This is a genomic window from Kolteria novifilia (genome assembly GCA_007748055.1).
GTDB lineage: Bacteria > Planctomycetota > Planctomycetia > Kolteriales > Kolteriaceae > Kolteria > Kolteria novifilia.
In genome coordinates this window covers 1,517,848-1,542,305 of sequence record CP036279.1, presented here as the reverse complement: position 1 = coordinate 1,542,305, position 24,458 = coordinate 1,517,848, and the positions used below count along the sequence as shown (strand labels likewise).

Here is a 24,458-nt window from a genome sequence, read left to right as displayed (position 1 = left end):
TCTCCCGAACCAAGCCCGCCAGGGTGGCTTGGCGTCCCTTGGCGCGGAGAGGTGACAGGATCCTGACATATAGACCTGGAAGGACCACCAGTTCGACGTCCGTCCTTGAGAAGCGGATGTCCTGTCGACCTGTCGGTCGAACCAACGCCGTAGCCGACACACGAGTAGATTCGCGAACAACGTGTTCCCCGAGGTTGAATCTCTTCTCCCGAAGTTGGAGCCTACGATGTCGAGTCCAGAGTCCACCGGTTGTCCCAACGTCCAGATGCCCAATCGCGACACCCTCAAGATCCTCCAAGGGCAAAAGGCCCTCGTCACCGGGGCCAACTCCGGGATCGGCATGGGGGTCGCCCTCGCCCTCGGTGAAGCCGGGGCCGATGTCGTCGTCAACTATCGCTCCAAGCCGGAGGTCGCCGAGCAGGTCGTCGAGAAGATCAAAGGGTTCGGCAGCAATGCCCTCGCCATCCACGCCGACGTCTCCAAGGAAGACGAGATCCAGGCGATGTTCGCCAAGATGGTCGAGACCTTCGGCACCATCGACATCCTGGTCGCCAACGCCGGCCTGCAGCGGGATGCCCCCATTGACGAGATGACCCTCGATCAGTGGAACGCGGTCATCACCGTCAACCTGACCGGACAGTTCCTCTGCTGCCGCGAAGCGATCCGCGAATTCAAACGCCGCGGCGTCCGTCCCGAGGTCTCCTGTGCCGCCGGCAAGATCATCTGCATGAGCAGCGTTCACGAGATCATCCCCTGGTCCGGGCACGTCAACTACGCCGCGTCCAAGGGGGGCGTGATGCTGATGATGAAGTCGATCGCCCAGGAGGTTGCTCCCCATCGCATTCGCGTCAACAGCATCTGCCCGGGCGCGATCCGAACGCCGATCAACAAGGCCGCCTGGGACACCCCCGAGGCCTACGACAAGCTGATGAAGGTAATTCCCTACAAGCGCATCGGCGAACCCGAAGACATCGCCCACGCCGCGGTCTGGTTGGCCTCCGACCATGCCGACTACGTCACTGGCACGAGCATCGTCGTCGATGGCGGCATGTGCCTCTTCCCAGGCTTCGCCGAAAACGGCTAGTCCGCCGTCCGCTGCCTCACGTGGGCGCGATCATCTTCGCGGGGTGGACCTGTCGACCACATGTAGTGACAATAGTACGTCAGCATCCACGACACGCCTGCCTGGGTGGCAGGCCCTCGCTGACCAGAGGGACCGGTCACGTCCCGCCAAGGGCCTCGGGTTCGCCCGCCCATCGGAGACAACCATGGAACTGCAAGCCGAATGGCTCGAAACGGACGGACTGGGTGGCTTCGCCTCGGGCACGGTCTCCGGCAGGCGGACGCGTCGCTACCACGCGCTGCTCCTGGTCGCGACCAACCCTCCGACCGGCCGGGTCGTCCTCGTCAACGGCTTCGACGCTTGGCTGCAAACGCCTAGCGGCACCTGGCCACTCTCGACCCAGCACTACCTCCCCGACGTCGTCGCCCCCGACGGGCAAGACCGGATCGTCGACTTCCAATCGGAGCCCTGGCCCACCTGGCACTACCGAACCGAGGACGGCACGGAGATCCGTCAAGAGATCCTCGTGCCGCGCGCCAGCCAGGCCGTCACGCTTCGCTGGACCTTGCTCACGCCCGCCGAGGGAGTGTCGATCCACATCAAACCCTTCCTCTCGGGCAGGGACTATCACTCGCTGCATCGCAAGAACAACTCCTTCTCCACGGACGTGACTCGCAAAGACGACCGCATCTGGTGGCAGCCCTACCAAGACATGCCGACCACCTGCGCCTTCGCCAACGGCAGCTACGACCACGCGCCCACTTGGTTCAACGCCTTCTTCTACGAGAGGGAACAACAACGCGGACTCGACTGCGTCGAGGATCTAGTCTGCCCCGGAGAACTGCACTTTGACCTCTCGAAGGAACCGGGCGTCCTGATCCTTCAGGCGGGATGGCCCAGCACTGACGTCGCCGATGCCAACGAAACCCCACTGGCTTGCTGGCGGCGTCTTGCTTCGGCAGAGAAGCAGCGGCGAGCCAAACTGGGCGAGCCACTTGATCGAGCCGCCGACGCATACATCGTCCGGCGAACGAACGGGTCGACGATCATCGCCGGCTATCCCTGGTTCACCGACTGGGGACGGGATACCTTTATCGCGATGCGTGGTCTCTGCATCGCGACCGGGCGCCTGGACCTCGCGCGCGACATCTTGTTGAGCTGGGCCGGGCACGTCTCCAGCGGCATGCTCCCCAACCGCTTCCCCGACAAGGGCAACGCCCCGGAATTCAACTCGGTCGACGCGTCGCTCTGGTTCGTCATCGCCGTTCACGACTACTTCGCCGCGGCGGGCTCGGCGGTCGCCCCCATGGAGCGGGAACAACTGCGCCAAGCCGTCGAGGCAATCCTCGAAGGCTACTCCAAGGGGACACGACACCGGATCGCCATGACCGACGATGGGCTGATCGCCTCGGGGGAACCAGGCGTGCAGTTGACCTGGATGGACGCCAAGGTCGGCGACTGGGTCGTCACTCCGCGGATCGGCAAACCGGTCGAGATCGAGGCCCTCTGGCTCAACGCCCTCCACATCGCCTCGGCGTGGAACGAGCGTTGGCGTCCGGTCCTCGAACGTGGCCGCGAGGCGTTCACCAATCGCTTCTGGAACCCCGAGCGTAGCTGTCTCTTCGATGTCATCGACGTCGACCACGAGACCGGCAAGCGCGACCCGGCAATTCGTCCGAACCAGCTCTTCGCCGCCGGGGGGCTTCCGCTCGGTCTCTTAACGAAGGAACAAACCGCGTCGGTCCTGCAGGTCGCCGAGAACCACCTGCTGACGCCGATGGGACTTCGCACGCTCTCGCCGGTCGATCCCGCCCACATCAGCCGCTACGAGGGCAGTGTCTGGGAGCGGGATGGGGCCTATCACCAGGGCACGGTCTGGCCCTGGCTCCTCGGACCGTTCGTCGAGGCTTGGGTCCGCCACCGCAACGCGACCACCAACGCCAAGGATGAGGCTCGCCGGCGTTTCCTCGAGCCGATCGAGAACCATCTTCATGTTGCGGGGTTGGGACACATCTCCGAGATCGCCGACGCCGCCAGTCCCTACACCCCCCGCGGCTGCCCCTTCCAAGCTTGGTCGCTCGGAGAACTACTGCGTCTCAAGCGTTCGGTCCTGAAACCGACGTAATTGGCCCCGGCGCATCGCACCCGGCCGTCGTGGCGGGCCATGGGCAACCCTACGTGGGTGCGACGAATTGGCTATCAGCGAAAGCTCGTCGCAAGCGGTGGGCGCATGCTTCACACGGATGCCGCTCGGTCGCATTCAGGGTTCTCAACTCTCCCTCCCGGTGCGTAGAATACGGGCTCACGTCGGCCGCGGGAGGGTCCGGTCGACACCCATCACCCACAACCGGAACAGACGATGCTCAAGATTCCCGTCATCTTCGGATCGGTCCGCTCGGAGCGACTCGGCCACCAGCCGGCGAACTACCTGCTCAAGCAGTGCCAGGCACGCGGCTTCGACTCGACCCTCGTCGACCCGGTCGAGTTCCCCCTGCCGCTGCTCGACAAGATGTACAAGGAGTACGAGCCCGGATCGGCTCCGCCCCTCCTACAGAAACTCGCCGACATCATCGTCCCGGCCGACGCCTATCTCATCGTCACCGCCGAGTACAACCACTCGGTGCCGCCGGCCCTCTCGAACCTGCTCGATCACTTTCTCGACGAGTACTATTTCAAGCCGTCGGCGATCGCCTGCTATTCGGTCGGTTCCTACGGCGGGGTTCGCGCCGCGATGCAGCTTCGCGTCATGCTCGCGGAAATGGGAATGTCGAGTATCCCGAGCATCCTCCCCTTCCCAAAGGTCGGCCAGGCCTTCGACGAGTCCGGGGCGCCCACCAGCGAGCGTACCGACAAGTCGACCGGCCGCTTCCTCGACGAACTCGCGTGGTACGCTAGCGCCCTAAAGACCCAACGTGCCTCGGGAACGCCCTACTGACCAATCGATGACACCGATCCCCGGCGAGGTATCGTCAGTTCCAGTCATCGGTATCGACCCCGCGACACGAACATCGCGACACGGAGCGAAAGCGAGAGCCTTGAAGAAACGACCACTCGGCAAGACGGGACTTCACGTCGGCGAACTCTCCCTCGGGGGACTCTTCACCTCCTCCTTGGCGGGGGGAACCTCGGAAACGATCCGGATCCTTCCGCGAGCGATCGAACTCGGGATCAACTACGTCGACACCGCGCCCGCGTATGCCGATAGCGAGGCGACCCTGGGCACCGCGCTGGCGAGCGTCTCCGAGCCGCTGGTCCTCTCGACCAAACTCGGCGGTCGTCCCCAGCCATTCGACGCCCGCGACACCGCGGCGCTTCGCGAATCGTTTGAGGAAAGCCTCAGGCTCCTGGGACGCAAGCGCGTCGAATTGCTCCTCATCCACGAGCCCGATCGCCCCCAACAGTACGACTGGTGGACGAATCAAGAGCGGGCCGAGGGCCCGGTGATCGACTTATTGCTCGAACTCAAACGGGAGGGCCTCGTCGGCGCGATCGGGCTGGCGGGAACGACCTCTTCGGAACTCTACCATCTCGTGGCGACCGGCAAGTTTGACGTCGTGTTGACCGCGTTCAACTACAACGTCCTCTACCGCGAGGCCGCCATCGAGCTGATCCCCACGGCCACGCAACTCGGCATGGGGATCATCATCGCCTCCTCGCTCGGCCAGGGCTTTCTCGCCCGGCGCTTCGACGAGGAGGTCCGCCGCCGACCGGTCTGGCTGGCCAAGCCGCGCCAAGAACAGTTCGCCAAGCTTTACGCGTTTCTTGATGACATCGGCATGTCACTTCCGGAGATCGGACTGCGATTCGCCATCTCCCATCCCGACATCTCGACCGTCCTGGTCGGCCCGAAGACGACGGCGCAGCTCGAGGAGAGCGTCGCGCTCGTCGAGAAAGGCCCCCTGCCCGCCAACCTGCTCGACCGTCTCGACGAGATCGCCGCGATGGTCCCTCATCGCCCTTTCGAGGAGCCGATGATCTTGCCGTTCGGCAAGTCGTACCACGGACCCGGCCTGGCCAATCTCGGCGCGGGCGTCCCCATCGGCAAGACCGACTGAGCCACGAGCCGCCGAACGCTCGTCGGCCGACAAACGAATTGACTCCATCGCTCACCCAACCGTTCATGACAGGAGCCGACACAATGCCTCGATGTCACCCTTTTGGTACCCGTACAGCCCTCGCCGCGATCGCGACGACGCTTTGCGCCTTCACCTCGCTCCTGGCGGCGGAACCGACGGTGACGAAGCTCTGGCCGACGACGCCGCCCGGCCCACAGGCCTTCGCCGATGGCCCCGAGTACGACCGTCAGCGTCCCACCGACCGCCACGTCGGGGGCGGGACGGTCATGAAGTGGACCAACGTCGCCGAACCCGAGTTGCACGTCTTTCTCCCTCCTCCCGAAAAGGCCAACGGAGCGGCATGCGTGATCTGTCCGGGAGGTGGCTTTCACATCCTCGCGTGGGATCTGGAAGGGACCGAGGTCGCCCGTTGGCTCAACGACCACGGCATCGCGGCGATCCTTCTCAAGTACCGCACCCCAACCGGCAAGCACGGCAAGGACGACCGCTGGAAGGGCCCGGTCATGGACGCGCAGCGGGCTCTGAGCCTCGCTCGCGCCAACGCGAAGACGTGGCATCTCGATCCCGATCGAATCGGCATCCTCGGCTTCTCGGCCGGAGGCAAGACCGCCGCCAACACCGCCCTCTTCGCCGGCAAGCGCCTCTACGAGCCGATCGACGACGCCGACAGCGAGTCATGCGCGGCGAACTTCGCGATCCTCGTCTACCCCGCGTGGCTCACCGACGACCAAGGCAAGCTGCTCAAGGACTACCGCGTCGACAAGAACACGCCGCCGATCTTCTTCGCCCACGCCGCCGACGATCCGATTACCTGCGAGAGCAGCGCCGAGCTCTTTCTCGCCCTCAAGAGAGCGAAAGTCCCCTCCGAACTGCATGTCTATCCGACCGGTGGTCACGGCTACGGCCTGCGGCCCGACTGGCATCGTGTCACCCGTTGGCCCCGCGACGCGGCCGCATGGCTGCACGACCAGGGCATGCTCGAACCGGTAGCGAAAGCTTCCGATCACAAAGGAAGCCCGGTCGATCATCTTCCGCCGTATGTCCGTCGACTCACGCACTTCGGGAAGCGTCCCCACTGGTCCGCCGATGGAAAGCGAATCCTCTTTGTCGAGAAACCACGCGGTGAGGTCTTCGCCTTCGATCGCGATACCGGGAGCATTCGGCCGATCACGCTCGCCTTCAACCATCACGGCTTCTCGAAAGCGATCACCCTCGCGGACGGCAACATCCTGCTGTTGGGCCCGAGTCATCCCGCGTCCGGTTCGGACGAGAATTCAACGGCGACCAACGACCTCTTCCTCCTCGAGAAGAGCGTGACCAAACCGCCCGTCCCCCTCGGTCTGCGCGGGGTCGAAAGCGTCGCGGCCTCCCCTGACTCGATGACGATCGCCTGGACCGAGCAACCCGTCTTGACCACTGACGGTCGCGAAACGCCGCCGAAACTCTACATGGCCAACGTCGAATTCTCCGACGACGCCCCTCGGCTAACCGAGCGTCATCTCGCCTTCGACGGCGCCAGCCCATCATCGATCCATCCCGACTCGCTCGAAGTCGCCGGCTTCGTCGCGCCCGATGATCAAAGGCTTCTCGTCAGTGCCGATGTCGATGGCCATCGCGAGGCCCTGCTACTCGACACGAAGACAGGGGAGCTTCGCAACTTGACTCGCTCGGAGAAACGCGTCGACACGCCCGTCGCCGTCTTTCCCGACGGTCGCGAGGCGCTGGTCGCGTCGGCGGCCGTCGTGGATGATGTTCCCGGAGGTACGGATCTCCACAAGCTCGCCCTTGATGAACGTGGCTCGATGCAACGACTCACCGATGCCGCGACCTACCCGGGATACGCGGCGAGCGAGGGAGTCCTCTCTCCCGATGGTCGTTTCCTCTGCTTCGCGATCGACAAAGCCGACGGGGAAAGGAGCACCGGCCAAGGCCTCTTCGTGATGAACCTGCCACTGGCGGAGAAATCGCTCGACGCTCCGCGAACCTACTCAACGAAGCCCCATCCCGACGACGACGTCACCAAGAGGATTGCGACCGCGTGGAAGAAACGGGAACCACTTCCGCGGATCAGCGACGCCTCCTCATCCGGCGGTGACGCGTTGAACCAAGCCTATCGCGTGCAGCGGAGGTGGCTACAACAGACGCTCGACGCGAAGGAGATCGGCGGCGTCAAGGGAGGGCTCGTCTCGCCACGCGTTCAAGCGCGGCTTGGCATCTCCGAACCGCTGGGTGGCATCCTCCGCAAATCGGGGCGACGAGACGGAACGAAGAAGTCGACGATCGCGCTGGCCGACTGGCCTGGGCTGAAGATCGAAACAGAGATTGCCTTCATCATCGGCAAACCAATCACCCGGCGTCTCACCACTGGCGAGGAGTTCAAGGCTCACGTCCGCGCGGTCGCCCCGGCGATCGAGCTACCGGCCGGCCAACTGGCGGGTGACGGTCCTCCCACCGCGGCCGACATCGCGGCCATCAATATCGGCGCCGCGGCGTACCTCGTCGGCAAAGAAGTCAAACCGGACACGCTCGATCCGCGAGCGGTCAAGGTGACCCTGACGCGGGATGGAGAGTCGCTCCATACAGGTTCAGGCGACGACTGCTGGAAAGGCCCCTGGGAGACTGGGCTTTGGCTCGCCAACTTCGCGTTCGATCAAGGGATCGATCTGAAGCCCGGCCAAGTCATCCTCAGCGGCGCCCTCGGCAAGATGCACCCCGGTCAGCCTGGGCGTTACGTCGCGAACTTCGGTGACCTAGGCACGATCGAGTTCACGCTGAAGTGAGTCGCCGGAGGGGAGTCGTATTCGTCCCCGCTTGCACAGGTTCCCCCTTGGACAACGGCGAGCAAAGGGCTCTCCCCCTCTCGGGTACCCCCGGTTGCTTCGCTACCGGGGCCGACGCAGTCGGCTGGAAGTCTCAAAGCAATGGCGGTCAAAGGGCTCCTCCCCCTTTCGGGTACCCCCGGTTGCTTCGCTACCGGGGCCGACGCAGTCGGCTGGAAGTCTCAAAGTAATGGTGGTCAACGAGCGGCGACGCCCACGAAGGACAACCGCTGCCGAAAACTCAGCCTCAACAGCATGCGATCCTCGGAACAAGACCTCCAGCCGCTTCGCCGCACCTCCCCCTTTCGGGTACCCCCGGTTGCTTCGCTACCGGGGCCGACGCAGTCGGCTGGAAGTCTCAAAGCAATGGTGGTCAACGAGCGGCGACGCCCACGAAGGACAACCGCTGCCGAAAACTCAGCCTCAACAGCATGCGATCCTCGGAACAAGACCTCCAGCGGCTTCGCCGCACCTCCCCCTTTCGGGTACCCCCGGTTGCTTCGCTACCGGGGCCGACGCAGTCGGCTGGAAGTCTCAAAGCAATGGTGGTCAACGAGCGGCGACGCCCACGAAGGACAACCGCTGCCGAAAACTCAGCCTCAACAGCATGCGATCCTCGGAACAAGACCTCCAGCGGCTTCGCCGCACCGGTAGCACAGCAACCGGTGCTCCCCCTGGGAAGACACGACGCAGTCGGCTGGAAGTCTCAAAGCAATGGTGGTCAACGAGCGGCGACGCCCACGAAGGATAACCGCTTCCAAGAACTCAGCCTCAACAGCATGCGATCCTCGGAACAAGACCTCCAGCGGCTTCGCCGCACCTCCCCCTTTCGGGTACCCCCGGTTGCTTCGCTACCGGGGCCGACGCAGTCGGCTGGAAGTCTCAAAGCAATGGTGATCAACGAGCGGCGACGCCCACGAAGGACAACCGCTGCCGAAAACTCAGCTTCAACAGCATGCGATCCTCGGAACAAGACCTCCAGCGGCTTCGCCGCACCGGTAGCACAGCAACCGGTGCTCCCCCTAGGAAGACACGACGCAGTCGGCTGGAAGTCTCAAAGCAATGGTGGTCAACGAGCGGCGACGCCCACGAAGGATAACCGCTGCCGAAAACTCAGCCTCAACAGCATGCGATCCTCGGAACAAGACCTCCAGCGGCTTCGCCGCACCGGTAGCACAGCAACCGGTGCTCCCCCTAGGAAGACACGACGCAGTCGGCTGGAAGTCTCAAAGCAATGGTGGTCAACGAGCGGCGACGCCCACGAAGGACAACCGCTGCCGAAAACTCAGCCTCAACAGCATGCGATCCTCGGAACAAGACCTCCAGCGGCTTCGCCGCACCGGTAGCACAGCAACCGGTGCTCCCCCTGGGAAAATAGGCAAGAGACCCCCTCTGTCTCCCCCTTGGACAAGGGGGAGCAAAAAAAGTGGTGAATCCTCTCTGAGGAAAAATCGCGAGTAGCCCTTGGAAATCGCGCGATCGTGACGCAGACTGGTCTCGCGGGCGGACGCGATCTTCCGACCCGCGGCCTAGGCTTCGTCTCAAGAGTAGATCGTTGGCCCGAGGTTCAGCGAGTTGGTGGGGGACGAGAAGGGCGAAGCAGGCGAATCCGCTGGATTCGTCGATGCAGCCCGACAAAGTCCCGCGCCGACGTAGCCAGCCGAAGCCAGCGCCGACTTTTGAGACGAAGCCTAGTGGTCCTTCTTCTCGATGCGGTAGAGGTGGGTGAAGGTCCGGGGGTACATCGCTTCGTCGTCGACGGCAGGGGTCGAGTTGAAACCATCTTCGAACCTGTTCTCGGCGACCGACTCGAACTTCTCGGGTGAGGCCCTGAAGACGGGCACCCGGCCCTCCTTACTGAAGCCGTAGACGTTGCCATCGATGAGTACCGGCGAGGCCCAATATTTCCCACGCAGCCTCTTTTGCCAGCGAAGTTTGCCCGTCGCGGCCTCGATGCACGACGCGATCCCCTCATCGTTGATGATGTACAGGTGATCCTCAAAGAGAATGGGCGATGGGCGTTTGGGAGTCCCTTTGGAGAGACTCCAGGCGAGATGGCTGTCGGAAACGTCGCCTTGGCCATCGGGGCGCACGGCGACCATGCCGTTGCCGCGCCCGCCGGGGGCGATGAACACAAGCCCCTTGGAGAAGAGAGGTACCGCGGCGACGTTGTAGCCTCCGTGGTAAAGCTTCCAAAGTTCTTCGCCGCTGGAAGGATCGTACGCGATGGTGGCGATCGCGGCCGGACTGACGAGTTGCTCGCGCCCCGCGTATTCGATCAGCGCGGGTGTCCCGTAGGCTTTTTTCATGTCGCCGTTGTCCGTGCCATAGTCGATCGCGCGTTCCTTCTTCCAGACGGTCTTGCCGGAGTGTTTGTCCAGCGCGACGACGTATTGGACATCAACGCCGTCGTAGTTGGCGAAGAGCAAGTCGCCGTGAATAATTGGCGAGGATCCGGGGCCGCGGAAATGATCGCACTCCAAGTCGCGCCGCGACCAGAGGATCTTTCCGGTCTTCGGATCGACGCAGGCGGTGCCGTAGCTTCCAAAGTGCAAGTAGACGCGCCCCTCGTCGATCGCCGGCGTGGGCGAGGCGTAACTATTCTCTGGATGGCAGAAACGCGGCTCGGCGTTCTCGAAGATGAGCAGATCGTGGACGATCTTCCCGCTGTTCTTATCGACGCAGACGCCGTACATTTTTCGACCGTCCTCGGTGGCGGTCGTCATCCAGAGTTGATCGTCGAGCAGCACCGGCGAGGACCACCCTCTCCCATGAATGGGGGTCTTCCAGGCGACATTCGTGTCGTCGCCGAACTCGACGGGAATGCCCTTGGTGGCGGAGATGCCGGTCCCATCCGGCCCGCGAAAGCGGTTCCAGCCCTCCTCGGCGTTCGCGAGCGAGGAGAAGACGAGCAGTAGACCAAGAAGTGTTCGTTGGAGCATGAACTACGGTTCCCTCTCAGTGGTTCAGCACACCCGTCCCGATGGGTGAATGCCTGAATCGGCACCGCCTCGCTTCAAGGCCCCAGTAGCGAGGACGTACCCGTCGGTTTGTCCGCGTGACAATGCGGGATGGTGTATCGGCGTGGAGCATGACAGTAAGAACCTAGAGCCGATCTCGCGGTCACTGGACACTTTAACCACTTCCGGAGGTGGAGTCACTCGAATCGTCGTGCCGGTTGGCCCCCCTCATCGCGGAGGAAAACGGGGACGACGGCGATCTCCGGAAAAGGGAGGTAAGAGGTCGGCGGCACTTCGCTTTGGGGTCCGCGCCGCGCAAGGAAGTGACAGGACTTTCGGCAACCCAAAACGATCGCGAGGGGTAGCCTCCGCGAAGTTCCTTTTCGTTTAATGGACAGAGAAGCGAGGATCGGTCGGACGTACCACTGGCGTCAGGCGAAGATCTGAGGCATACTCAAGAGTGGTGGACGTTGCCCAAGAAGGCGACGGGACCGGCGAATTTACGGAGAACGACCGGTACCCTGTTGGTCGATTTGGTCGTCGAGGCGGGCAGTCGCGGCACCCGCGAGCGGTTCGTCGATTTGGCATGATGAGGAGGCGGCAAGATCGACCTCGAGCAATTCACCGTGGGCGTGACCGAAGCGGGGCTGCTCAGCGAAGCGGAATTACGCAATTTTCTTGGCGGGTTGACCGAGGAGGCGCAGCCGCAAACGGCCAAGTCGCTGGCCGCCGAACTGGTCCGAAACGCGAAGCTGACGAAGTATCAGGCGTCGATGGTCTACAAGGGCCGGGGACGTTCGCTGAACCTGGGAAGCTACGTCCTGCTGGAGAAACTCGGCCGAGGCGGGATGGGGATGGTCTTCAAGGCCCGTCATCGCCGCATGGACCGGGTCGTCGCCCTCAAGGTTCTCCCCTCCACCGCGATGCATTCGCCGATCGCGGTCCAGCGCTTTCACCGCGAGGTCAAGACAGCGGCTCGGCTAATCCACCCGAACATCGTCACCGCCTTCGACGCCGACGAAGCCAACGGCATTCACTACCTGGTCATGGAGTTCGTCGACGGCAGCAACCTCGCCGACATCGTGAAAGCCAACGGGCCGCTTCCCCCTTCGCAAGCTTCTGACATCATCACGCAAGCGGCCCATGCCCTCGACTACGCTCATCGCCAGGGGGTGATTCACCGGGACATCAAGCCCCATAATCTGCTGGTCAGTCGCAAGGATGGCAGCGTCAAGATCCTCGACATGGGTCTCGCGCGACTCGAGTCGCTCGACGACAACGACGAGACCAGTGTCGAAGAGGGGCTGACGCGAAGTGGCAGCATCATGGGGACGGTGACGTACATGTCCCCCGAGCAAGCCATTGCCACGAAGAGCGCCGACCAACGCTCGGACATCTACAGCTTGGCGTGCACGTTGCACTTTCTGCTCACCGGGGAGCCGCCCTTTCGCGGCGAATCGGCGATGGCGACCCTTCTGGCCCATCGCGAGCAAGCGATCCCGTCGCTGCGGGAGATCAATCCCGAGATCTCCGCCGACATGGACGCGATCTTCCAACGAATGCTCGCCAAGGAACCCGAGGACCGCTACCAGACCGCGGCGGAGTTGGCCAAGGATCTCGATGCGTGCCAAGACCCCAACCAGACGATTTCGCTGACGCAAATGGCCAAACAGGCCGAGGAAGTGGATCGCCCGGGATCGAGCGGTACCCATTGGGCGCCCTCCAGCGACGCCTCGGACGAATCGCAGGATCCGACCATCATCCAGACCCCCAGCGAAGGGGACACCAAGCCGGGTCGCGGTGATGGGAAGATGCCGACAGTTTCGCGCAAGCGCCGTCGGCGTTCCTCGCGGTCTCAAGAGATCCCGCGCCCGCGCAAGCCGGAGCCTCCACCGCTGACGCCGGAGCAGATCCAACAGCGAACGACGCGGAATTTCGCCATTGTCGCGATCGCCGGGGCCTGCCTCATCGGCGGTTTCTCCATCTGGAGTGCCGTTAAGACGATGGGCACGACCAGTTCCGGAACGCGTTCCGTCACGGGAACGCTCGCGATTCGGGCTAACGTTGCCGGAGCGGAAGTCGTGATCGACCAACGCTTTAAGGGCAGGACCGGCCCCGACGGCGAGCCGACGCTCTTCGGTGACGAGATGACCGGCACGCACTTCGTGGAGATCACCAAGGAGGGCTACGAGCCCTGGACCAACAACCACGTGATGATCGATTCGGGCGAGACGACGACGATCAACGTCACGCTCCGGCGCCTCGAACCGGTCGACGCCGTCGAGATCGGCGGGGCGAAGAAGGCCTCGGCGCCCGAGCGGCCCCGAATGGTCGAAAAAGTGTCCAAATCGGGCGATATTCGGCGCAAACCGGGGCGAAAACGGCCGAGAAATGACGAGAAAGTCGCCAAAGTTGACAAAAAACAGCAGTTTCCGCCCGCTGAGCCGACCGATCTGACCAAACGGCCGGAGACTCCCAACGGCGAGAAGATGCGCCAGCCCTCCCTCAAGGGAGCCCGCCCCCTCGGCGAGAAACAACCCGAAGCCTCCGTCGTCGATCTCTTGAAGCGGACCGATCCCCGTCGCGACGCGATCGTGGGTAGCTGGAACAAGAAGATCAACGGTGACTTGATGTCTCCCGGAACGATGTGGGCCCGGTTGCAGATCCCCTACGACGTGCCGGAAGAATACCGGCTCGTGATGGACGTCGAACCGATCAATAAACCGACGAACCTGACGATCGGCCTTCCGGTCGGCGACCACTACTGCCAAGTCATGATCGACGGTTCGCCTCAAGCCGGTGCCGATAAGGTTCGCTCAGGGATCATGCTCGTTGACGGGGTGAGACTCGTCGAGCGCCAAGGGCTGCCAACCCCCTTCCTGCGTCCCAACGCGGACAGCGAACTGGTCATCAACGTCACCAAGGGCGAGCTGACGGCCGAACTCAATCGCGAACTCTTCGTCGATTGGAACGAGGGGTTCGATCGCCTCTCGCTGTCGAAGAACTGGAACGTCCCCAATCGCCGACGCGTCTTTATTGGCTCGAGTGATTCGACGCTCCGCATTCGCAAGATCCAGCTCATTCCCTTGGGCAAACCCGACGCGGTCGAGCCGAAGACGAACGAGCCCAATGCCCCCGGTGGCGACTCGGGCCTGGCGTACCGGGAATGGCGCCGCAAGTTCCTCACGCTCCTTGCGTATCGCGACGATAAAGCCGCGGAGGCCTTGCTCGCCGAGGGTCGCGAAGCCGACGTACTCAAGGGAGCGGCCGATAAACTTCATCGCGACGCGGAGGATCTTGAGCGTCATAAGCTCGTCATCGGAGCGGCGGAGAAGCGACTCTCCAAACTTAACGCCGGCGAGGAGATCCGCGTCCGGGGACAGGGCGGGCATCGCTTCCTGGAGTACAACACCGATAGCCAGGTGCTCTTCACCCAGGTCGGCCAACGAGCGCGGCAGACGCCGTTCCGCGAACTGCTTGCCGCCGATGTCGCCCTACTGGCCAACGCCCAATTGCTTTCCGAGGGCGTTAATCCGCTTCAGGTCAAGTGGGCGCTGGGGATCTTCTTCGCCGTCGACGACCAAGGAAGCAAGGACAACGCCCTCGAGTACCTCAACGAGGTCGCGAAGAATCGCATTGACGTCCGTCGCTGGATCGAGCACGTCAAGGGCCCACCCCCTTCCGCGATCGAACCGGATGCGGAGACGTCCAAGCCCAACCGCCGCGACCAGACCGGGTTGCAGTTCCGCGGCGTCGACTACGTGAGCATCGACACGCTCACCTACGACGGGTCGTCACCGGCAACGATCGAAGCCACGGTGATCCCCTACGCGAGCGACGATGCCGCCATCGTCGGCAACCAGCACGAAGCGGGGATCGGCCTGGAACTCAATGGCGGACGCTGGGCCTTCACCGTTCACGACCAGAACGGTCCCCAGCGCGTCTTTTCCAACGAACGGGTCGAATTGAACAAGCCGGTTCAGCTTGCCGGGGTCTTCAACGGACGGCAGTTCATGCTCTTCGTCGATGGCAAGCGGCAAGGTGCCCAACCAGGCGAACTGATGCTTCCGCCGCCCCCGCCGCAACCACCCAACGGCAGGAATCCACCGCCGCGACCACCTGGGGGCAAGCAGAAGAATCGCTCCGGACAACCGTCAGATGGACAACGATCTCCACTACCGCCCCCTCCACCGCGAGTCCATCGCTCTTCGCCCTTGCCTTTCCACATCGGATCCGATCCGGCCGACGGAGCCGACGAAGAGCGGCAACGCTTCAGCGGTATCATCGACGAGGTCCGCTTTTCGAACGTCGCGCGCTATGCCGACGACTACCGGACCAAGGAGAGACTTCCCACCGACAAGCAGACCGTCGCCCTCTTTCATTTCGACGAAGGGGAAGGCAACCTCACCCACGACGCCACCTCGCACGACCACGACGGCCACATCGTCGGCGCCCGCTGGACGACCATCGAAGATTGACGGCAGGGCTCACCGTGCCGGGTGAGCTTCTCCCGTAGGTCAGGGCATTGCCTGACATGAGCTGCCTTCAGCGTTCTGGATCCAAGCAGGGTGGGTCTTGACCCACCATCTCTTGTCCGGCGTCCGTACCGCAACTCACCCTCAAGACCGTTGCGGCGCCCGGTGGCTCTTGTGGCGGTGCGAAGCACGCAAGAGGCCCAACGCCACACCGTCGTTCGACAGAAACACCTCGTCACCAGGGACTCTTGTGGCGACGCCACCCCGATTGGCAAGCAATCGGGGCCACCCCGCCAAGCAATCGGGGCCACCCCGCGCGTTCCACGCTCCATTCCATGGGTAGCCCAGGTTGCTCGCCAACCTGGGCGTGCGAAGCACGCAAGAGGCCCAACGCCACACAGTCGTTCGACAGAAACACCTCGTCACCAGGGACTCTTGTGGCGACGCCACCCCGATAGACAAGCAATCGGGGCCACCCCGCGCGTTCCACGCTCCATTCCATGGGTGGCCCAGGTTGCTTGCCAACCTGGGCGTGCGAAGCACGCAAGAGGCCCAACGCCACACAGTCGTTCGACAGAAACACCTCGTCACCAGGGACTCTTGTGGCGACGCCACCCCGATTGACAAGCAATCGGGGCCACCCCGCGCGTTCCACGCTCCATTCCATGGGTGGCCCAGGTTGCTTGCCAACCTGGGCGTGCGAAGCACGCAAGAGGCCCAACGCCACACAGTCGTTCGACAGAAACACCTCGTCACCAGGGACTCTTGTGGCGGTGCCACCCAGATTGACGAGCAATCGGGGCCACCCAAGACATCTGTCGGCCGTCATTTGTGGTGGGTCAAGACCCACCCTGCGAGACTAAAACTCGAGCGTGAGCTTGCCCAAACGCTTGTCGATCTCGGCGACGATGCGTTTCTCGTCTTCAGGCGTGGCGGCGGCGAAGGTGACGCTCCAACGGACGAAGGCTCCGGCGTCATCCCATGGCACCGTCGAGAGCAACAGCGCCGTGATCAGGAACTGCGAGACCTCCTCGGCCGAGGCGAACTCGATCCGGTGACCATCCTTGCTCGTCGCGGCCTTCGGGGCTCCCACGTAGAGGAAGAACGAGCCCGCCGGCTTCTTCGCGTCAAAGCCATGCTCCCGCAGGACGGGCACGAGCAGATCCATCCGCCGTGAGTACTTCTCCGCGATCGATGCGGTGATCTCCGGATGGTCGAGGCAATAGGCCCCCGCCTTCTGGATCGCGGCGAACTGCCCCGAATCGCTGTTGTCTTTCACGTCGGAAAAGGCCCGCACGAGCAACTCGTTGCCGCAGACGAAGCCGATTCGCCACCCGGTCATGTTGTACGCCTTGCTCAAGCTGTGCAGTTCGAGCGCGACGTCCTTGGCTCCGGGGGTGCTCAGGATCGACAGGGGCTTGCCCTCGAAGACGAGCCCCGCGTAGGCGGCGTCGTGGATGAGGATCAGCTCGTGTTTCTTGGCGAACGCGACCGCCTTCTCGAAGAACGCGGGCGTCGCGCTGGCGCCGGTCGGGTTGTTCGGATAGTTGAGCACGACGACCTTGGCCCGTTTGCACTGCTCGGGCGTAAGGGTCTCGAGTTGGGGTAGGAAGTTGTTCTCCGCCGTCAGCGGCAGGTTGACGACCTCGCCGCCGTAGTACTTGGCGTGGGTGCCGAAGACGGGGTAGCCCGGCGTCGTCATCACGGTGATGTCGCCGGGATTGATGAAACACGCGGGCAGCAGCGTCAGGGCGCTCTTGGAGCCGATGGCGTGATTGACCTCGGTCGCCGGGTCGATCGCGACCCCGAAGAGATTTTGCATGTAGCGGGCGGCGGCTTCCTTGAACTCGGGGATGCCGTTGTCGGTGTAGCCGCGGTTGCCGGGATCGCCGGCTTCCTTGCGGAGGATCTCGACGACTTGCTCGTGGGCGGGCTCGTCCGGCTCGCCGACGCCCATGTCGATCAGCTCGACGTCGGGCATCGCGGCCCGCGCGGCCTGCTTGGCGCGTTTGATCTTCTCGAACTTGTAGATCGCCGTATTCTTGCCGTAGTTCTCACCGCCGATCCGCTCGGCGAACAGTTTTTGCAGGTAGGTATCGCTCACGCTCGTCTCCGCTCCATCCGCGTCCGTTCACGTCAAGCCGCCATTTCTACGGAGCGGAGTCACGTCCGGCGAGACTCGCCTACACGACGGATGGGTGGCCCAGGTTGCTTGCCAACCTGGGCGTGCGAAGCACGGAAGAGGCTCAACGGAACACAGTCGTTCGACAGTACCATCTCGTCACCAGGGACTCTTGTGGCGACGCCACCCAGATTGACGAGCAATCTGGGCCACCCCGCCAAGCAATCGGTGCCACCCCGCGCGTTCCACGCTCCATTCCATGGGTAGCCCAGGTTGCTTGCCAACCTGGGCGTGCGAAGCACGCAAGAGGCCCAACGCCACACTGTCGTTCGACAGAACCACCTCGTCACCAGGGACTCTTGTGGCGACGCCACCCAGATTGACGAGCAATCTGGGCCACCCCGCCAAGCCATCGGTGCCACCCCGCGCGTTCCACGCTCCATTCCATGGGTAGCCCAGGTTGCTCGCCAACCTGGGCGTGCGAAGCACGCAAGAGGCTCAACGGAACACAGTCGTTCGACAGTACCATCTCGTCACCAGGGACTCTTGTGGCGACGCCACCCAGATTGACGAGCAATCTGGGCCACCCCGCCAAGCCATCGGGGCCACCCCGCGCGTTCCACGCTCCATTCCATGGGTGGCTCAGGTTGCTTGCCAACCTGGGCGTGCGAAGCACGCAAGAGGCCCAACGCCACACAGTCGTTCGACAGAAACACCTCGTCACCAGGGACTCTTGTGGCGACGCCACCCCGATTGGCAAGCAATCGGGGCCACCCCGCCAAGCAATCGGGGCCACCCCGCGCGTTCCACGCTCCATTCCATGGGTGGCCCAGGTTGCTCGCCAACCTGGGCGTGCGAAGCACGCAAGAGGCCCAACGGAACACATTCGTTCGACAGTACCATCTCGTCACCAGGGACTCTTGTGGCGACGCCACCCAGATTGACGAGCAATCTGGGCCACCCCGCCAAGCCATCGGGGCCACCCCGCGCGTTCCACGCTCCATTCCATGGGTAGCCCAGGTTGCTTGCCAACCTGGGCGTGCGAAGCACGCAAGAGGCTCAACGGAACACAGTCGTTCGACAGAAACATCTCGTCACCAGGGACTCTTGTGGCGACGCCACCCAGATTGACGAGCAATCTGGGCCACCCCGCCAAGCCATCGGGGCCACCCCGCGCGTTCCACGCTCCATTCCATGGGTAGCCCAGGTTGCTCGCCAACCTGGGCGTGCGAAGCACGCAAGAGGCCCAACGCCACACAGTCGTTCGACAGAAACACCTCGTCACCAGGGACTCTTGTGGCGACACCACCCCGATGGGCAAGCCATCGGCACCACGCGAAGAGATTCGTCTACGCGACGGGCTTTTCGGCGAGATACTGCTCGATTCGGGCGCCGATTTGGTCGCGAACGCGTTGGAAGAACTCCCGCTTTTCTTCCTCGCTACCGCTGGCCGAGGCGGGATCCTCGAAGGGCCAGTGAAGCACCTCGCCGACGCTGGGAAAGACGGGACACGACTCCTTGGCGTTGTCGCAAACCGTGATCACGAGATCGAACGACTCACCCTGATATTCCACGACCGACTTGCTGGTCTGGCCAGAGATGTCGATGCCAACCTCGTTCATGACCTCGATCGCCAGCGGATGGACGTAGCCGGACGGCTGAGAACCGGCCGATGCCGCCTCCCACGTCCCCGCGGCGATCTCCCGCCACAGCCCTTCGGCCATCTGCGAACGGCACGAGTTGCCGGTACAGAGAATGAGCACTCGCTTACTCATCGTTTCCCCTCCCTTGCCCCCAACATCGCTACGTCGCGTCGGCGGTTTCGAGCACACACGACCGGTTCCCCTCGGGGAACCATCCCTCGGTTCTCTTACAGAACTTGACCAGCATCAGCATGACGGGTACCTCGATCAAGACGCCGACCACCGTCGCCAACGCGGCTCCCGAAGAAAGTCCGTAGAGCATCACCGCGGTCGCGATCGCGACTTCGAAGTGATTGGAGGCTCCGATCATCGCCGTGGGTGCCGCGTTCTCGTAACGGAGCCCCACCAGTCGGGACAACCCATAGCCCAGGGCGAAGATCGCCACCGTTTGCACGAAGAGTGGAACGGCGATCCAAACGATGGTAAGCGGATTCGAGAGAATCACGTCGCCCTTGAAGCAGAAGAGCAGCACCAGCGTCACCAACAGCGCCGTGATGGTGACCGGCGTCAGCCAACCCAGAAAGGTCCGCTGGAACCACTCCTCCCCCTTGGTGGCGATCAGCCACTTGCGGCTAAGGAAGCCAGCGACCAACGGCAACGCGACATAGACGACGATCGACAGGAGCAGGGCTCGCCACGGGACTGGGAGTTGACCGACTCCGAGAAGCAACCCACCCAGGACGCCGTAAAGCAGCAACATCGTCAGGGAGTTGATCGCCACCATGACGAGCGTGTGCCCATCGTTGCCCTTGGCGAGCGCCCCCCAGACGAGCACCATCGCGGTGCACGGGGCGATGCCGAGCAGGATGCAGCCCGCGAGGTAGCTTCGCCAGAGCGGGACTTGGAGCATCTTCACCCCGTCGACGAGGACGACCTCGCCGGCGCCGTAGTGGGCCCCGACCTCGAGATCGACCCCAAGCGGCGGCTTGACCAGGTCGGTGGCGTCGGGACCGATGAAGCCGAGAAAGACCGTTCCCAGGAAAAAAGTCGCGATCGCGTACATCGTGAAGGGCTTGATCGCCCAGTTAATAAACAGCGTCAGGCCGACGGGAACGACCGCGCGCCCGGCCCGGACTACCTCGCCGAAGTCGATCTTGACCATGATCGGGTACATCATGAAAAAGAGGCACAGAGCGATGGGGATGGAGACGACCGGAGCGCCGTCGACGTAGATCGCCATGTTGTCGAGCGACTGGGCCAGTCCGGGAGCCGCCTTGCCCAGCAGAATGCCGGCCACGATGCAGAGCCCCACCCAGAGGGTCAGGTAGCGTTCGAAGAAACCCATCTCGGCCGCCTGCTCGGCGGGTTCCGAAGACTTGGTCGCCATGGTTGAGGAACCCCTACTAAATTCGCTTATGCGAATATATTAAACAAAAAAATTTACCCGCACCGCTCCGAACAGCCATCGAGCCGGAGTCGCTCGAGGTCAGCGGTCAGCTCGGGCACCAACGCAACCGACGCCTCGACACACTCAAGAAGCTTCTCGTGAAGGAGTGTGCGACTCGCCGACAAGCGGTAGTGCTGCCACAGTCCCTCCTTGCGCGACACGACCAGCTCCGCCCGGCGCAGATAGGCCAAATGGCGAGAGGCGGTCGGCTGCGGCACGTCCAGGACGTTGACCAAGTCGCACACGCACAGTTCCCCACTGCGGAGGAGATTGAGGATGCGGAGGCGCGTGCGATCGGACAGTGCCCGGAAGAGGGTCTCCACGTCGAGCGAGGCCTCGGTAGCTTTCAACGCCATATTCGCCTGAGGGAATATACCCTACTCTCCCAAGGGCGTCAAGGACTGGTGGCGGCCCTGACGCCATCGTTCACGTCCCATGGCCAAGGGGCTAGCATCCCGTTGATCTATTCGCTGCCGCCTTGCCCCGCTTGAATCAACGGAAAGCTAGGGCTCGGTTCCGACTTGACGTTCGTGATGGTGTCGTCAGCACCTCTTGGCACTGGCTGACAAGCAGCCGGTGGCACCCGAACGTTTCGATGGACCAGTGCACTAGCGGGAAGGCTTGAGGTCCTTGGCCATCACGCTCATCGCGACATGGACCGTTCGATCCGCGAGCACCAGCAACTCCGGATCGTCCACCTGGAAGGTCACATGATAAACCAGAAGTCCTTTGGAATGGCTCACAAAATAGTCCTGGCCAACGATGACCGACGGCAGGGTGATATTGTCGATCGGATAGCCACTATTGGCAAGCTGACTCTTGAGCCGCCCGCCGATGACATTGGCCAGTTCCCCGATGCTGTCGAGCACATCCTCGTTGAACGTGGTGAAGTCCTCCATGAGCATGCCGCTGGCGAGCTTGAGGGCGACCTTCTGGCACATGTTGACCAGAATCGAGCCGTTGGTTCGTCCGGCGAGTCCCACGATCCCGGAAACGTCGGCCAGGGCGGTGGGGAAGGAGCGGGAAACGCCGACACATCGGGCTTTCAAGTTCCCCAGGTCGAATCCGGCGGCGCCGGCGTCGATCATGGCATTGACCAACGTCTCGTCCAACTGCAACTTTAACGCCATCCTGGTTCCCCTTGTTGTCGATCACGCCAACGATAGATCAAGAGAGCTTGATAAACGGGACGCCGAACGAATTCGCGTGCCGCTTGATTTTAGCACGCCCTGACGCGAGGGTGAGCGAGGTGTCGTCCCTACGACAACGCGGAGCACTCGCCGGCCCGGCGGTTCCAAGAATGCGGAGACTTCGTGAAGACTCCACGATCACTCGATAACATTCGAACGACACGCGTGTGGAGAGGTTGACCCTCCCTCAGTTTCCCGAACCGACATCGCTCCACGAGACTTGGCTCGCGCGGAGGAGATCATCATGCTGGAACAACTTATCCTCCCCGACCTGCGCCAGGCGTTTCAGGAACAGGACTGGGAGTCGATCGCCGAGATCAGCGCGATGATTCACCCGTCGCTGGTCGTGGAGGTGCTCGACGAGCAGGAGAATCTGGAGCAGCACTGGGAAGCCTTTCGCCACATCCCCGCGGAGGTCCGTGTCGGAATCTTCGAGTACCTCGACGAAGAGGACCAGGACGAGATCGTCGAACGACTTCCGCGCGACGAGTTGGCCCAGCTTCTCGAACTGATGTCGCATGACGACCGCGTCGACTTGGTCAAGCGGATGGACGACGAGCGTCAATCGCGCGTCATGCCCCTCGTGGCCCGGGCCGACCGCGAGGACATCCTGCGACTGTCGCGTTATCCCGAGCAGACGGCCGGCTCGATCATGACGACCGACTACGCCGCGCTGTTGGCCCAGGACACCGTCGCCGAGGCGCTCGGCAAACTCCGCAAGGAAGCGCCCGATCGCGAAACGATCTACTACGTCTACGTCGTCGACGCCGACCGGCACTTGATCGGCTTCGTCTCGCTCAAGGACCTGATCCTCGCCAGCCCCACCAAGACGGTCGGGCAAGTGATGCGCGAGGACGTCATGTACGTGATGACCGACATGGACGTCGAGCTCGTCGCCGATCGGCTGGCGCAATACGACTTGATCGCCCTGCCGGTGGTCGATCAGGAGATCCGCCTCGTCGGCATCATCACCCACGACGACGTGATCGACGTCGTCATCGAGGAAGCGACCGAGGACGCCCACCTCATGGGTGCGGTCCAGCCGCTCGAGAACTCCTACTTCGAAAGCTCGATCGGCGTGATGATCCGCAAGCGGGTCATTTGGCTCTACCTGCTCTTCTGCGCCGAGATGCTGACCAGCTTCGTGCTCCGCAACTACGAGGAGCTCTTCGCGACCTTCGTGATCCTGGTGATCTTCATGCCGGTGATCACCGCGACGGGGGGCAACAGCGGCTCGCAAACCGCCTCGCTCATCACGCGGGCTCTCGCGATCGGCGAAGTCGACATGAAGGACTGGTTGCGTGTGGGACTGCGGGAGCTCTTCGCGGGCATCTCCCTCGGCCTGCTGGTCGGGGTCTTCGGCGCGCTGGTGGTGAGCATCTTCTTCCAAGAGACCGCCGGGCTCGGCTTAACGCTGGTGCTGGCACTCGTGTCGGTGACGACGTGCGGCTCGTTGGTCGGAGCGCTGATGCCCCTCTTCTTCAAGCGAGTCGGGCTCGACCCGGCGATCAGCTCCGGGCCCTTCGTCGCGAGCATGGTCGACGTCGTCGGGATTTTCATCTACTGCACCATCGCCGCATCGATCTTGCCCTTCTGGCACTGATCAGACCTTGGACCGACCGAGTCGCTCGTGGAGTGCGGCGATGTGCTCCGGGCCTGTTCGGCAGCATCCCCCGATGATGCGGGCGCCGGCCTGAAACCAACGCTCGGCGGCTCGGGCGAACTCCCCGGGATCCGACGTCCCCACCCAACAACGTCTCTTGGCATCCCAGGTCTCCCCCGAATTCGGGTAGACGACGATTGGCTTCTCCGTCGCGGCGCGGATCTCCCCAATGAGCGACTCGAGGTGCCTCGGGGCGGTACAGTTGACACCGATCGCGACGACGGCGGCAACTCCATCGAGCAGCGCGGCGGCCTCGCGAATCGGCTCGCCGTGGCAGAGGTGCCGACCGTCCTTGCAGGAGAAGCAGACCCAAGCGGGCGGCCGCGCGACCTCCGCGAGGAGTTCCCCGAGAGCCTCGGCCTCAAGCAGCGAGGGAATCGTCTCGCACGCGAAGAGATCGGCGTCGGTCTCGGCGAGGGCCTCCATCCGCTCGTGGTGAAAGTCGATCAATTCCTCGCGCGAGAGACCGTAGTCGCCGCGGTATTCCGAGCCATCGTGCAGCGTCGCGCCGTAGGGCCCAATGGACGCGGCGATCACGGGCCGACACTCCGCTCCACGAATGCCACTACGAATCAGATGCATCGCCCGCCCCCGAAACGCGACGGCGTAGGATCGCTTCATCACCGCGATCGCCTCCTCCCGCGACAGTCCCCGCTTCGCGAAGCCGGCGAAGGAGGCCTGGTAGCTCGAGGTGATCAGGCAGTCGGCTCCCGCTTGCAGGTAGTCGAAATGGAGTGCCTCGATCGCGTGCGGCTCTTCCAAGAGCACCCGGGCCGACCAGAGCGGATCGTTGACGTCGAAACCGCGACGCTCCAGCTCCGTCGCCAAGCCACCATCAAGGAGGAGGTAGCCCTTCTCGTTGAGTCGCTCGGTGAGGAGGTCGTGGGAGGACATGGTGGCGGTGCTCCGATAGTCGACCAATGGCGGAAACGACGGACCCAATACTTTCATCAGCGTAACGAATTCCTTGGAGGCGGTTCGAACGGGACGCTAGTTTGGC

General features: G+C 63.2%; 14 protein-coding genes. 7 read left to right on the top strand and 7 right to left on the bottom strand.

From position 1 onward, the window contains the following. Window positions 1-226: 226 nt before the first annotated feature. From Pan216_RS05705 to Pan216_RS05685, 5 genes are all read left to right on the top strand, one after another. Complete coding sequence (locus Pan216_RS05705; protein WP_145256056.1) at window positions 227-1,084, top strand: SDR family oxidoreductase; 858 nt, start codon at window positions 227-229, stop codon at window positions 1,082-1,084. Window positions 1,085-1,268: 184 nt separating this feature from the next. Further along, entirely contained in the window at window positions 1,269-3,188 is a 1,920-nt protein-coding gene (locus Pan216_RS05700; protein WP_145256053.1) for an amylo-alpha-1,6-glucosidase, read from the top strand. 234 nt (window positions 3,189-3,422) lie between these two features. After that, window positions 3,423-3,998 carry an NADPH-dependent FMN reductase gene (locus Pan216_RS05695; RefSeq protein ID WP_145256050.1) on the top strand — a complete coding sequence of 192 codons (576 nt, stop codon included), beginning with the start codon at window positions 3,423-3,425 and terminating at the stop codon, window positions 3,996-3,998. 100 nt (window positions 3,999-4,098) lie between these two features. Beyond that, window positions 4,099-5,118 carry an aldo/keto reductase gene (locus tag Pan216_RS05690; protein WP_419193298.1) on the top strand — a complete coding sequence of 340 codons (1,020 nt, stop codon included), beginning with the start codon at window positions 4,099-4,101 and terminating at the stop codon, window positions 5,116-5,118. Window positions 5,119-5,201: 83 nt separating this feature from the next. Next, window positions 5,202-7,919, top strand: coding sequence for an alpha/beta hydrolase fold domain-containing protein (locus Pan216_RS05685; protein ID WP_145256045.1), 2,718 nt, complete (start codon window positions 5,202-5,204; stop codon window positions 7,917-7,919). A 1,730-nt stretch (window positions 7,920-9,649) separates the two neighbouring features. On the opposite strand, the gene Pan216_RS05680 is transcribed toward Pan216_RS05685, so the two are convergent. After that, window positions 9,650-10,900: an outer membrane protein assembly factor BamB family protein gene (locus Pan216_RS05680; RefSeq protein WP_145256042.1), complete on the bottom strand. Its 1,251-nt coding sequence runs from the start codon at window positions 10,898-10,900 to the stop codon at window positions 9,650-9,652. 644 nt (window positions 10,901-11,544) lie between these two features. Between Pan216_RS05680 and Pan216_RS05675 the strand changes: the two genes are divergently transcribed. Next, window positions 11,545-15,396, top strand: coding sequence for a protein kinase domain-containing protein (locus tag Pan216_RS05675; protein WP_145256039.1), 3,852 nt, complete (start codon window positions 11,545-11,547; stop codon window positions 15,394-15,396). A gap of 856 nt (window positions 15,397-16,252) precedes the next feature. Here the strand turns inward: Pan216_RS05675 and Pan216_RS05670 are convergent. The 5 genes from Pan216_RS05670 to Pan216_RS05650 form a co-directional block, all read right to left on the bottom strand. Then, window positions 16,253-17,497 carry an LL-diaminopimelate aminotransferase gene (locus Pan216_RS05670; protein WP_145256036.1) on the bottom strand — a complete coding sequence of 415 codons (1,245 nt, stop codon included), beginning with the start codon at window positions 17,495-17,497 and terminating at the stop codon, window positions 16,253-16,255. Window positions 17,498-18,864: 1,367 nt separating this feature from the next. Further along, complete coding sequence (locus Pan216_RS05665) at window positions 18,865-19,290, bottom strand: arsenate reductase ArsC (RefSeq protein ID WP_145256032.1); 426 nt, start codon at window positions 19,288-19,290, stop codon at window positions 18,865-18,867. A 28-nt stretch (window positions 19,291-19,318) separates the two neighbouring features. Next, window positions 19,319-20,545, bottom strand: a complete 1,227-nt coding sequence (gene arsB / locus Pan216_RS05660) for an ACR3 family arsenite efflux transporter (RefSeq protein ID WP_145256029.1) — start codon at window positions 20,543-20,545, stop codon at window positions 19,319-19,321. Window positions 20,546-20,598: 53 nt separating this feature from the next. Continuing rightward, a complete protein-coding gene (locus tag Pan216_RS05655; RefSeq protein ID WP_419193297.1) occupies window positions 20,599-20,955 on the bottom strand; it encodes an ArsR/SmtB family transcription factor in 357 nt (118 codons plus the stop codon). 258 nt (window positions 20,956-21,213) lie between these two features. Continuing rightward, entirely contained in the window at window positions 21,214-21,735 is a 522-nt protein-coding gene (locus Pan216_RS05650; protein ID WP_145256023.1) for a chemotaxis protein CheX, read from the bottom strand. A gap of 304 nt (window positions 21,736-22,039) precedes the next feature. Here Pan216_RS05650 and mgtE point away from each other — a divergent pair, with 304 nt between their 5' ends. Continuing rightward, window positions 22,040-23,398, top strand: coding sequence for a magnesium transporter (mgtE, locus tag Pan216_RS05645; RefSeq protein ID WP_145256020.1), 1,359 nt, complete (start codon window positions 22,040-22,042; stop codon window positions 23,396-23,398). Here the strand turns inward: mgtE and mmuM are convergent, their stop codons facing one another. After that, window positions 23,399-24,409, bottom strand: coding sequence for a homocysteine S-methyltransferase (gene mmuM / locus Pan216_RS05640; RefSeq protein WP_419193296.1), 1,011 nt, complete (start codon window positions 24,407-24,409; stop codon window positions 23,399-23,401). Between the last annotated feature and the right edge of the window lie 49 nt (window positions 24,410-24,458).

Bases quoted from the DNA above. Each gene is read 5' to 3' on its own strand.
- Pan216_RS05650 (WP_145256023.1), bottom strand. From the start codon at position 21,735: ATGGCGTTAAAGTTGCAGTTGGACGAGACGTTGGTCAATGCCATGATC.
- Pan216_RS05685 (WP_145256045.1), top strand. From the start codon at position 5,202: ATGCCTCGATGTCACCCTTTTGGTACCCGTACAGCCCTCGCCGCGATC.
- mmuM (WP_419193296.1), bottom strand. From the start codon at position 24,409: ATGAAAGTATTGGGTCCGTCGTTTCCGCCATTGGTCGACTATCGGAGC.
- Pan216_RS05695 (WP_145256050.1), top strand. From the start codon at position 3,423: ATGCTCAAGATTCCCGTCATCTTCGGATCGGTCCGCTCGGAGCGACTC.
- Pan216_RS05680 (WP_145256042.1), bottom strand. From the start codon at position 10,900: ATGCTCCAACGAACACTTCTTGGTCTACTGCTCGTCTTCTCCTCGCTC.
- Pan216_RS05705 (WP_145256056.1), top strand. From the start codon at position 227: ATGTCGAGTCCAGAGTCCACCGGTTGTCCCAACGTCCAGATGCCCAAT.
- Pan216_RS05700 (WP_145256053.1), top strand. From the start codon at position 1,269: ATGGAACTGCAAGCCGAATGGCTCGAAACGGACGGACTGGGTGGCTTC.
- mgtE (WP_145256020.1), top strand. From the start codon at position 22,040: ATGCTGGAACAACTTATCCTCCCCGACCTGCGCCAGGCGTTTCAGGAA.
- Pan216_RS05665 (WP_145256032.1), bottom strand. From the start codon at position 19,290: ATGAGTAAGCGAGTGCTCATTCTCTGTACCGGCAACTCGTGCCGTTCG.
- arsB (WP_145256029.1), bottom strand. From the start codon at position 20,545: ATGGCGACCAAGTCTTCGGAACCCGCCGAGCAGGCGGCCGAGATGGGT.